Origin of the sequence: Acidocella sp. (genome assembly GCF_028687955.1) — a bacterium.
GTDB lineage: Bacteria > Pseudomonadota > Alphaproteobacteria > Acetobacterales > Acetobacteraceae > Acidocella.
The window spans coordinates 6,149-17,229 of the sequence record NZ_JAQTZC010000047.1 but is presented as its reverse complement, the minus strand read 5'-3'; the positions used below and the strand labels follow the sequence as shown (position 1 = coordinate 17,229).

Below are 11,081 nucleotides of genomic sequence, written 5' to 3'. Positions count from 1 at the left end.
GGTGTTGTTGAGGTAGGTGGCGAAATTGCCGGAATAGGTGTTCTCCAGCGCCAGATTGGTGGCGCCGATGGCGCCCAGCTGCATGCCGGTGCCAAAGGTGGCCGGGCGGGAGACGAGGATGCCGATGATGAGCCCTGCGGGCAGCAGCACCAGCGCCAGCTCGGCGAAGGTCTCCATGCGCGGCAGCACCAAGAAGGTGTAGAAGCCTGAGCCGAGTGTCGCGATGAACGCGCTGCGGCTCATCAGGGCGATGGCGGGGGCGGGGTCGTCCTGCGCGGCGAAGAAGGAGCCAGCGACGGCGACCATCACGGCGGCGCCGGCGCCGGCGGACCAAGCGGTGACGATCCAGACCGCGCAGACCAGCAAAATCGCCAGCGCGGTGGAGAGGGCGGATAAGAGCGCCAGCCCGTGGTCGCGCAGCTGCGCCGCCACGGCGATGAATTCAGCTTTCATCACGGCACTCTGCGGCGCCACATCGCCATCGAAGACATGGCGGCGGATGGCGCGCTCATGATTGATGATGCTCACCAGCTCGCTCAACCGCATGGCGAGGCTGGCGCGCAGCAGCCCGGTCCAGGAGAGATCGCTATCCTCCAGCGCGCGGATCTGGCCGTGCAGGGAACCGGCATCTTCCGGCCCGCTGATCTGTATCCAGGCGGCGGTGGCGTCTAGCGTTTTTTGCAACGCAGGGGTGATGCCGCCGTGGCGGCGCAGCTGGGCCACGCGGTCGCCGATGGAGCTGAGCACCGGCATCATGCTCAGCATGTAGATCCGCAGCTGGGTGATGTAGGGCACGGCCGATTGCAGGTTCGAGGTATCGTAGGCGAGCTGTGTCGTCATCATCGCCACGTCGGTTGCCTCCATGGCGAGCTTGCGCCGCGCGGCGTGCACCTCCGGGGCGTCGCAACGGCCCTCCAGCGCCGCCGTTGCCCACTCAATGCCCGGACGCACCCAGCCGGCGACGCGCCGGGCCAGCACAGGCCCCAGCCCGCGCGGAAAGAAGACCGTGCCGGCCACCGTGGTGCAGGCGATGCCGATGTAGATTTCCTCGACGCGGGTGAGCGCCGTTTGGAAGATGAGCCCGGGGGCGGCGACGCTGGGAAAGCCGATGATCCCGGCCGTGTAGCCCGCCAGCATGAACATATAGGCGCGCGGTGTGCGGTCCAGCAGGGAGAGGTAGAGGCAAAAGCCGACCCAGAGCGCCATCGCCAGGCTGGCCAGCAGCGGCGCGTTGACCAGATTGGGGATGATGGCCACGGCGGCGGTGGCGCCGACCAGCGTGCCGATGAAACGGTATACGGCCTTGGAACGCATGGCCCCGGTGAGTGGTTGCGCCACGATGAAGGCGGTCGCCATCGCCCAATAGGGATTCTCAAGCCCCAGCCACAACGAAATCCATAGCGCCGTCATCGCGCCGGCGAAGGTTTTCAGCGCAAAGAGTAATTCGTCAGGCTTGGGCATCATCGGGAAGAAGCATGAAATTATGCGCCAGAGATAGGCACAATCCGCATTCCCGCAATGCGGAGGCCGGTTTTATAGCAGCGCAAGAATTCGCCCGGCGTCTTCCTTGCGGCAGATTAGCAGGTCCGGTAGGTATGGATCGGCGTTGTTGTAGGTGAGGGCGGTGCCATCGATGCGCGAGGCATGCAGCCCGGCGGCGAGTGCCACGGCGGCGGGGGCGCAGTTGTCCCATTCATACTGCCCACCGGAATGCAGATAGATATCGGCCTCGCCGCGCAAAACGGCCATGGCCTTGGCGCCGGCCGAGCCCATGGGCACCAGCTCGGCCCCCAGCGCCTGCGCCACCGCCAGGGCCTCGGCGGCGGGGCGGGTGCGGCTGACCAGCATGCGCGGCTTTGCGCCGGCAGGGGGGATGATGTGGCCGGGCTCTGAGGTCAGGGTCAGCCCCAGGGCGGGCAGCGCCACCGCGCCGGTTGCAGGCGCGCCATCCACCGCCAGGGCGACATGCACCGCCCAATCGGAGCGGGCTTCGCCATATTCGCGCGTGCCGTCCAGCGGGTCTATGATCCAGACCCGGCTGGCCGAGAGGCGGGCGGCGTTGTCCTTCTCTTCCTCGCAGAGCACCGCGTCATCGGGCCGTTGCGCCGCCAGTGCTTCCATGAGGAAGGCGTTGGCCACACGGTCCCCCGCCTTGCCCAGCGCCTTGGCGGAGAACAGGCCGGAGTGTTGCAGGGTGAGCAGCAGGCTGCCCGCGGTTGCGGCCAGGTGCCGGGCGAGTGCCGTGTCGTTCATGGGATCAGTCTTTCGATGATGAGATCCGCCGCCTGCCCGGGCGTCAGCTTTGCTGTGTCAATTCGTATCTCGGGCGTGTGCGGCGGCTCGTAGGGAGAGTCGATGCCGGTAAAATTCTTAAGTGCCCCGCTGCGGGCTTTTTTGTAGAGCCCCTTCACGTCGCGCGCCTCGGCGTCGGCCAATGGCGTGTCGATGTGGATCTCGATGAACTCGCCGGGCGCCATCATCTCGCGCACCATCTGCCGCTCGGCGCGGAAGGGGCTGATGAAGGCGGTGATCACGATCAGCCCGGCATCGGTCATCAGCTTGGCGACCTCGCCCACGCGGCGGATGTTCTCGATACGGTCGGCATCGGTAAAGCCCAGGTCCTTGTTGAGACCGTGGCGCACGTTGTCGCCGTCGAGCAGGAAGGTGTGGCGGTTCATGCGGACCAGCTTCTTCTCGACCAGATTGGCGATGGTGGACTTGCCAGCACCCGAGAGGCCCGTGAACCACAGCACCGCCGGCTTCTGGTTCTTTAGGACCGCATGCGTCTCGCGCGAGACATCGAGCGCCTGCCAGTGGACATTCTGCGAGCGGCGCAGGGCGAAGTGCAGCATCCCGGCCGCCACCGTGGCGTTGGTGATTTTATCAATGAGGATGAAGCCGCCCAGCGTGTGGCTGGTTGCATAGGGCTCGAAGGGGATCGGCCGGTCGGTGGCGAGATTGGCCACGCCGATGGCGTTCAGCTCCAGCGTTTTTGCCGCCATATGCTCCATGGTGTTGATGTTTACCTGGTATTTCGGCGCCTGCACTGTGGCGGTGACCGTCTGCGTGCCGAGCTTCAGCCAGTAGGGCCGGCCGGGGATAAGCGAGTCGTCGGCCATCCAGACGATTACGGTCTCGAACTGGTCAGCCACCTCCGCCGGGGCATCGGCGATGCAGATGACATCACCGCGTGAGCAGTCGATCTCATCGGCGAAGCACAAGGTCACTGATTGTCCGGCCACCGCCTGTTCCAGATCGCCGCCGATGGTGACGATGCGGGCGATGGTGGAGGTTTTGCCCGAGGGCAGCACGCGGATGGGATCGCCAGGGCGCACGGTGCCGCTGGAAATCAGCCCGGAAAAGCCGCGGAAGTCCAAATTCGGGCGGTTGACCCATTGCACCGGCATGCGGAACGGCTTTTGCTGGTCGGCGGTTACGTCCAGCTCGACCGTCTCCAAATGCTCCATCAGCGTGGGGCCGCCATACCATGGGGTGTTGGCGGATCTGCTGGTGATGTTATCGCCCATGAAACCGGAGATCGGCAGCGGGGTGAAAGCGTTGATGCCGATGGATGCGGCGAATTTGGTATAATCGGCGACGATGGCGTTATATTTTTCCTGATCATAGCCGATCAGGTCCATTTTGTTCACAGCCAGGACGATGTGGCGGATGCCGATGAGATGTGCGAGGTAGGAATGCCGGCGCGTTTGAGTTAGCACGCCTTTGCGCGCGTCGATGAGGATAACCGCGAGGTCGGCCGTGGAGGCGCCGGTGACCATGTTGCGGGTGTATTGCTCGTGGCCGGGTGTGTCGGCCACGATGAACTTGCGTTTTTCGGTGGCGAAGAAGCGGTAGGCGACATCGATGGTGATGCCCTGCTCGCGCTCGGCGGCGAGGCCGTCGACCAGCAATGCGAAGTCTATATTCTGCCCTTGCGTGCCGACTCGTTTGGAATCCGCCTCCAGCGCCGCGAGCTGATCCTCGAAGATCATCTTCGAATCATACAGCAGCCGCCCGATCAGCGTCGATTTGCCGTCATCCACCGAGCCGCAGGTGATGAAGCGCAGTAGTGATTTGTGCTGATGTTGCAACAGATAAGCGTCGATATCAGCGGCGATCAGCGCGTCGGTCTGATAGGAGGATGTTTGTGTGGTGGTAACGGACATCAGAAATATCCCTCCTGCTTTTTCTTCTCCATGCTGGCGGCCTGGTCATGGTCGATCGCACGGCCCTGGCGTTCGGATGTCGTGGTCAGCAGCATCTCCTGGATCACCTGCGGCAGCGTGGTTGCCTCCGACTCCACGGCGCCGGTGAGCGGGTAACAGCCGAGTGTGCGGAAGCGCACGGATTTCATCTCCGGCACCTCGCCGGGGCGCAGGCGGAAGCGCTCGTCATCAACCATGATGGTCAAACCGTCACGCTGCACCACCGGCCGTTTGGCCGCAAAATACAGAGGTACAATCGGGATGTTTTCGAGATGGATGTATTGCCAGATGTCCAGCTCGGTCCAGTTGGAGATGGGGAACACGCGGATGCTCTCGCCCTTGGCTTTGCGGGCGTTGTATAAATTCCACAGCTCGGGACGCTGGTTTTTGGGGTCCCACCGGTGGTTGGCGGAGCGGAACGAGAAGATGCGTTCCTTCGCGCGCGATTTCTCCTCATCGCGCCGGGCGCCGCCGAAGGCCGCGTCGAATCCGTATTTATCCAGCGCCTGCTTCAGCCCTTCTGTTTTCCACATATCCGTGTGCAGGCCGCCATGGTCAAACGGGTTGATGCCGCGCGCGGCGGCCTCGGGGTTTTGATACACCAGCAGCTCCATGCCGCTTTCGCGCGCCATGCGGTCGCGCAGCTCGTACATCGCCTTGAATTTCCAGGTCGTATCCACATGCAGCAGAGGAAAGGGCGGCGGGCTGGGGTAGAACGCCTTGCGGGCCAGATGCAGCATCACCGCGGAGTCCTTGCCGACGGAATAGAGCATCACCGGCTTTTCAGCCTCCGCCACAACCTCGCGCATGATGTGAATTGATTCAGACTCCAACCGTTGCAGATGCGTGAGCTGGCTGGTGGGCGAGGGGGTGGGCGTGGTCATTACGGCGGCGGCTCCGGTTAGACGGGGTAAGACACAGAGCGGCAGTTTAGTCCGCACGCCGCGATAGGTAAAACCTTGTTTCAAAAAAAGAAGTTTTTACCAAAAGCCGCTCGGTTGAAGGAAAAAACCCGGCGGCGGGATGCGCGCGGGCGGAAGATTAAACGGCGGCTGGTTCAGGACAGTCCGCCGATCTCGCCATTGGCGTCGAGGAAGATATGCTCGGCCGCCGGGTGGCGGGGCAGGCCCGGCATGGTGAGGATGTTGCCGCAGAGGGCGACGATGAACCCGGCACCGGCGGCGAGGCGGACCTCGCGGATGTTAAGGCTGAAGTGGTCCGGGGCGCCGCGCAGGGTTGGATCAGCCGAAAAGCTGTATTGGGTTTTGGCCATGCAGACGGGCAGGGCGGCGAATCCGGCATTGGTGAATTCGCGGAGTTGCTTGGCGGCGGCGGGTCCAAAGGTGACGTCCGTGGCGCCGTAAATTTGTGTGGCGACGGAGCGGATTTTTTCCGCGAGCGGCAGATCGTCAGGGTAGAGGAGTTGGATGCTGGAGGGGGTATCGCTAAGCGCGCGCACCGCGCTGGCCAGCTCCAGGGCACCTGCGCCGCCCGCGGCCCAATGGTTGCAGGCAACTACCCTGATGCCGGCCCCCGCGCAGGCGGCTTCCACCGCCGCGAGTTCGGCCGGGGTGTCGGCGATGAAGCGGTTGATGGCCACCACCACCGGTAGGCCGTATTGGCGCATGTTGCCGGCGTGGCGGAGCAGATTGGCGCAGCCGGCGCGCACCGCCTCCACATGCTCCGTGCCCAGCTCATGCAGGGCCACGCCGCCGTGCATCTTCAGCGCGCGCACGGTGGCGACCACGACGCAGGCGGCGGGGGTGAGCCCGGCCTTGCGGCATTTGATGTCGAGGAATTTCTCGCCCCCCAGATCGGCGCCGAAGCCGGCTTCGGTGATGACGAAATCAGCCAGGCCGAGGGCGGTTTTGGTGGCGATGACCGAGTTGCAGCCCTGCGCGATGTTGGCGAAGGGGCCGCCGTGAATGAAGGCCGGGGTGCCTTCGAGCGTTTGCGCCAGGTTGGGGGCCAGCGCGTCGCGCAGCAGCGCCGTCATCGCGCCGGTGGCGTTGAGTTCGCGCGCGCGCACCAGGCGCTTGTTCATGTCGCGGCCGATCACGATATCGCCCAGGCGCTGCTCCAGATCCGCCAGCGATTCCGCGAGGCAGAGGATGGCCATCACCTCGCTGGCGGCGGTGATGTCATAACCGGTTTGGCGGGGTGCGCCGTTGCCGGGGCCGCCAAGCCCGCTGACGATGTCGCGCAGGGCGCGGTCGTTCAGGTCCACCGTGCGCGGCCAGGTGATGCGCCTTGTATCGAGGTTGAGCGCATTGCCCCAGTAGATGTGATTGTCGATCATCGCGGCCAGCAGGTTATGCGCGGCGGAGATGGCGTGCAGGTCGCCGGTGAAATGCAGGTTGATCTCGCTCATCGGCCCAACCTGCGCCCGCCCGCCGCCGGTGGCCCCGCCCTTGGCGCCAAAGCATGGCCCCAGGCTTGGCTCGCGCAGGCAGATGGCCACTTTGGCGCCCTGGCGGCGCAGCGCGTCGCCCAGGCCGATGCTGGTCGTGGTTTTGCCCTCGCCGGCCGGGGTGGGGCTGATGGCGGTGACCAGCACGAGCTTGCCGCGCGGCGCGGCCATGGCGCTGGTTGCGAAATCCAGCGGCACTTTGGCCTTGTAAGGGCCGTAGCGGTAGAGCGCCTCGGGCGGGATGTTCAACGCCGCGGCGACGGCCTCGATGGGTTGCAGGGGGGTTGCGCGGGCAATGGCGAGGTCGCTGGCGGGATCAATGGTTTTGAACATGGCAAGGGTGCCTAGCACGGGGTGGCGGCGGTCATAAAGGGGATGCTTATGCGCCGCCTATCGCGGATGTTATTCGCGCGGCCAGCGTGCCGGCGGCGAGGTTGCCGGGGAAGGCGCTGATGAAGCTGCCACTGGGCGCCATGAAGTAGATGAAGTCGCTATGCGTGATTTCGCCGCCTTGCGGGCCGGCGGGGGCGGCATATACGTGATACGCTCGCATGGCTTGGGCAACCTGCGCCGCTGTGCCGGACAGGCCGATGATGTCGGGCGAGAACAGGCAGGCGTAGCGGCTGGCGAGCGCCGGGGTGTCACGCGCGGGGTCTATGGTAATGAACAGGCATTGCAGGCGTTGCGCCGCCACGCCCATTTTGGCCAGCGCCAGGGCGATATGGTACATTGCCGCCGGGCATTCGTCCGGGCAATGCGTGTAGCCGAAGAATATAAGCAGGAATTTGCCGGGGAAATCCTGGTTGGTGACGCTCTGGCCCGCGCCGTTGGTGAGGCTGAAAGGGCCGCCGATGGCGCTTTGCGCGCGCGCCGGGGAGACGGCCAGGGCCAGCATGGCCCCGCCCAACGTGCCGCGCCTTGTCAGCCGCATGGCGGGATCATGATTCCACGAGTTGCCGCGCGCGCGGGGTACGCGCGGGGGCGGCTTGGATGCCGCCCACATCGAACCGGGCGGCCTGTGCCGCCAGCTGGCGTACCTCCTGCCCGGCGGTGGCCGCCAGCGAGAAAAGCGCCAGCGCGGCGGGCAGCAGCCAGGAGGAGGGCCGGGAACCGTTCATGCCAGCAGGATTAGGTATGGAATGTTTAAGAAAAGGTTCTTCGGCCGGCATTGCGTTTTGTTAATGTTGATTCAGGTCAATCATCCAGGGGGGATTCCGTGCGAGAAGGGGGACCGGCCTCCGTTGTGAGGTGTAGCCCGAGGAGAGCGAGCATGCCCGAGAAATCCACGAACCCTTTCGAAGCCTTCCTGCTGCCGCAGAATCTGTTTGACGGGGCGCAGAAATTTATGCCCAACGCCAAGGTCTTCGAGCAAATGAGCGAGGTGGCGCGCAACCTGGCGGAGGCGCAGATGGTCTATGGCCAGGCCGTGATGCGCGCTAATACGGCGTTGCTCAGCGTCATGTTCAACCAAGTGGCGCCGGCGGAGACCGAACGCCCCAGCGAGGCGGCGTTGAAATCGGGCAATACCGGTGTATGAGGCTGTTTTTCAACGGATAGCTGGCGTGCCGCGTTGAATTTGTTAAAGCCCTGAAGACCTGAGAGGCGTTATGGATATTACAACCGAATTGCTGGAAAACCGCATTTTCGACGACATTGCGCTTGGCGACAGCGCCAGCATGACGCGGGAGATCACGCTGGATGACATTGCGTTGTTCTCGGTGATCTCGGGGGATATCAACCCGGCGCATCTCGATGCCGAATACGCCGCGACGGATCTGTTCCACCATATCATCGCGCAGGGGGTGCTGACCGCCGGGCTGATCTCGGCCGTGCTCGGCACGAAACTGCCGGGGCCGGGGACCATCTACCTTAGCCAGGACCTGCGTTTCCTTGCGCCGGTGAGCCCTGGCGACACGATTACCGCGGCGGTCACCGTGTCGGAGAAGATTCCGCAGAACCACCGTGTGATTTTGGACTGCGCCTGCCGCAACCAGCATGGCGCCCTGGTGTTGCAGGGCACCGCCACGGTGAAGGCGCCGGAGCAGAAGGTGAGCCGCCATGCCATGGCGCTGCCCGAGGTGCGGTTGCTGCGCCATGAGCATCTGCGCACTTTGCTGAGCCGCGCCAGCGCGGGCGAGCCGCTGCCCACCGCGATTGCGCATCCGTGCGACGAGACCTCGCTGTTGGCCGCGCTAGAGGCCGCGCGGGCCGGGCTGATTACGCCCATTCTCGTGGGGCCCGTGGCCAAGATACGCGCTGTTGCCGCGGCCCGTGGGCTGGATATAACCGCCCTGCGCATAGAGCCCGCGTCGCATAGCCACGCCGCCGCCGCCCGCGCGGTGGAGCTGGTGCGCACCGGGCGCGCGCGGCTGCTGATGAAGGGCTCGCTGCATACCGATGAGCTGCTGCATGAGGTGACCGCGGCACAGACTGGCCTGCGGACCGGCAAGCGGCTGAGCCATGTTTATGTCATGGATGTGCCCTCCTACCCCAAGCCGCTGCTGGTGACTGATGCGGCCATCAACATCTCGCCTGATCTGGAGGACAAGGCGCACATCGTCCAGAATGCTGTCGATCTGGCGCATGTACTGGGCATTGCCGCGCCGCGGGTGGCGATTCTGGCGGCGGTGGAAACCGTGAACCCGGCGATGCAGGCGACGCTGGACGCCGCCGCGCTGTGCAAGATGGCCGAACGTGGGCAGATTACCGGCGCGGTGCTGGATGGTCCGCTGGCGTTCGACAACGCGATCAGCGCCACGGCGGCGGCGCAAAAGAGCATTGCCTCGCCCGTGGCGGGGCTTGCGGATATTCTGGTGGTCCCCAACATCGAATCGGGCAATATCCTGGCCAAGCAGCTCACCTTCCTGGCCAATGCGGATGCCGCCGGTATCGTGCTCGGGGCTAGCGTGCCGATTATTCTCACCAGCCGCGCTGACGATGCGCGTGCGCGCATGGCCTCCTGCGCGCTGGCGGTGATTCTGGCCGGAGCGGATGCGGTGAATATGTCCGGAGCGGATGCGGTGAACATGTCCGGAGCGGCCAAAGGTGCCTGATGCGGTTCTGACACTCAACGCCGGGTCGTCGAGCCTTAAATTCGCGTTGTATGAAACCGGTCCGGTGCTTGCCTGCATCGCCACGGGCGAGGTGGAGAACATCGGCACCGCGCCGCATCTGCGTATTCATGCCGGGGGGGCGGTGGCGCTTGAGCATCGCTGGCCGGATCATGCGCCGCTCACGCATGAGGATCTGCTTGGCTCCGTGCTGGAATGGGTGGAGGCCCATCTGGGCGCGGACAGGCTGATTGCCTGCGGGCACCGCATCGTCCATGGCGGCAGCCGGTTCAGCGCCCCCACGCGGCTCACCGCCGCCGCGCTGGCCGGGCTGGAGGCTTTGATTCCGCTGGCCCCGCTGCACCAGCCGCATAACCTCGCCGCCGTGCGCGCGGTGATGGCGCTGCGCCCGGCGCTGCCGCAGATCGCCAGTTTTGACACCGCCTTCCACCATACCATGCCCGTGGCGGCCCAGCGCCTGCCGCTGCCCCGGCATTTTCATGATGAAGGCGTGCGCCGCTATGGTTTTCATGGGCTTTCCTATGAGTATATCGCCTCGCGACTGCCGGGGGTGGCGCCGCATCTGGCGCGCGGGCGGGTCATCGTCGCGCATTTGGGCAATGGCGCCAGCCTGTGCGCCATGGCAGCGGGGAGATCGGTTGATACCTCGATGGGGTTCACCGCGCTCGAAGGGTTGATGATGGGCACGCGCACCGGCGCCATGGACCCTGGGGTGTTGCTGTATCTGCTGCAATCATGCGGGTTTACGCCGGAGACGCTGAGCAGCCTGCTATATACGCAATCGGGCCTGCTGGGCGTCTCGGGCATCTCCGCTGATGTGCGCGCGCTCCTCGCCGACCCGCGCCCGCAAGCGGCCGAAGCGCTGGAGCTGTTCAGCAACACGGCCGCCCGCCACATCGCCGGGCTGACGGCTTCGCTCGGCGGGCTGGACGGGCTGGTGTTCACCGCGGGCATCGGCGAGAACGCGCCGGCGATCCGCGCCGCCATCTGCGCCCGGCTGGGCTGGCTCGGTATCAGGCTCTCCCCGGAGGCGAATGCGGCGAACGCGCCGTGCATCAGCGCGCCGCGGAGCGGGGTGGAGGTTCGGGTCATCCCCACCAGCGAGGAGGCGATGATCGCGGCGCATTGCCTCTTGGTTCTCGGGCAGGGCGACAATGCGAACGGGGTTGAAACGGGGCACCCCATGGCGCCGGCGTAACGCAACGCCGGGCGCGATTCCTCTGGCAAGACGCGCAGGGGATGGGTTTTCAGCAGCGGGGAAAGCCCTCGCCCCTTGCGGCGCCCAGCAGCAGCGCCACTTTGCTGGCGGCTTCGCCCAGAGGGTCTTCGTGGCGTGTGATACCAGTCAGCCTTAAGGCTGACTGGTATGCGCGCGGGGCTGGTGGGGCGGCCGCG

At 65.3% G+C, this 11,081-nt stretch carries 10 protein-coding genes; 3 read left to right on the top strand and 7 right to left on the bottom strand.

Translation table 11 applies throughout. The features are described 5' to 3' along the window. From PHE40_RS07615 to PHE40_RS07585, 7 genes are all read right to left on the bottom strand, one after another. Positions 1–1,464, bottom strand: a 1,464-nt coding sequence (locus tag PHE40_RS07615; protein WP_299960328.1) for an FUSC family protein, incomplete at its 3' end; no start/stop codon positions are given. 69 nt (positions 1,465–1,533) lie between these two features. Continuing rightward, the gene (locus PHE40_RS07610) at positions 1,534–2,253 is read right to left on the bottom strand and encodes a 3'(2'),5'-bisphosphate nucleotidase CysQ (RefSeq protein ID WP_299960326.1); all 720 of its coding nucleotides are present in this window, start codon (positions 2,251–2,253) and stop codon (positions 1,534–1,536) included. Further along, positions 2,250–4,166, bottom strand: a complete 1,917-nt coding sequence (cysN, locus tag PHE40_RS07605; protein WP_299960323.1) for a sulfate adenylyltransferase subunit CysN — start codon at positions 4,164–4,166, stop codon at positions 2,250–2,252. The genes PHE40_RS07610 and cysN overlap by 4 nt, the downstream gene beginning before the upstream one ends. Next, positions 4,166–5,089 carry a sulfate adenylyltransferase subunit CysD gene (gene cysD / locus PHE40_RS07600; RefSeq protein WP_299960320.1) on the bottom strand — a complete coding sequence of 308 codons (924 nt, stop codon included), beginning with the start codon at positions 5,087–5,089 and terminating at the stop codon, positions 4,166–4,168. Before cysD ends, cysN begins: the two co-directional genes overlap by 1 nt. A 173-nt stretch (positions 5,090–5,262) precedes the next feature. Continuing rightward, positions 5,263–6,948 carry a formate--tetrahydrofolate ligase gene (locus tag PHE40_RS07595; protein ID WP_299960317.1) on the bottom strand — a complete coding sequence of 562 codons (1,686 nt, stop codon included), beginning with the start codon at positions 6,946–6,948 and terminating at the stop codon, positions 5,263–5,265. 46 nt (positions 6,949–6,994) lie between these two features. Next, positions 6,995–7,546, bottom strand: a complete 552-nt coding sequence (locus tag PHE40_RS07590; protein ID WP_299960315.1) for an SCO family protein — start codon at positions 7,544–7,546, stop codon at positions 6,995–6,997. Between the two features lie 7 nt (positions 7,547–7,553). After that, positions 7,554–7,733, bottom strand: a complete 180-nt coding sequence (locus PHE40_RS07585; RefSeq protein ID WP_299960312.1) for a hypothetical protein — start codon at positions 7,731–7,733, stop codon at positions 7,554–7,556. A gap of 152 nt (positions 7,734–7,885) precedes the next feature. Between PHE40_RS07585 and PHE40_RS07580 the strand changes: the two genes are divergently transcribed. The 3 genes from PHE40_RS07580 (at position 7,886) to PHE40_RS07570 (ending at position 10,884) form a co-directional block, all read left to right on the top strand. Then, positions 7,886–8,152 (top strand): hypothetical protein, encoded by a 267-nt coding sequence (locus tag PHE40_RS07580; RefSeq protein WP_299960309.1) that lies wholly within the window; start codon positions 7,886–7,888, stop codon positions 8,150–8,152. Between the two features lie 70 nt (positions 8,153–8,222). Beyond that, complete coding sequence (locus PHE40_RS07575; RefSeq protein WP_299960306.1) at positions 8,223–9,668, top strand: bifunctional enoyl-CoA hydratase/phosphate acetyltransferase; 1,446 nt, start codon at positions 8,223–8,225, stop codon at positions 9,666–9,668. Further along, complete coding sequence (locus tag PHE40_RS07570) at positions 9,661–10,884, top strand: acetate/propionate family kinase (protein WP_299960303.1); 1,224 nt, start codon at positions 9,661–9,663, stop codon at positions 10,882–10,884. The genes PHE40_RS07575 and PHE40_RS07570 overlap by 8 nt, the downstream gene beginning before the upstream one ends. Positions 10,885–11,081 lie beyond the last annotated feature (197 nt).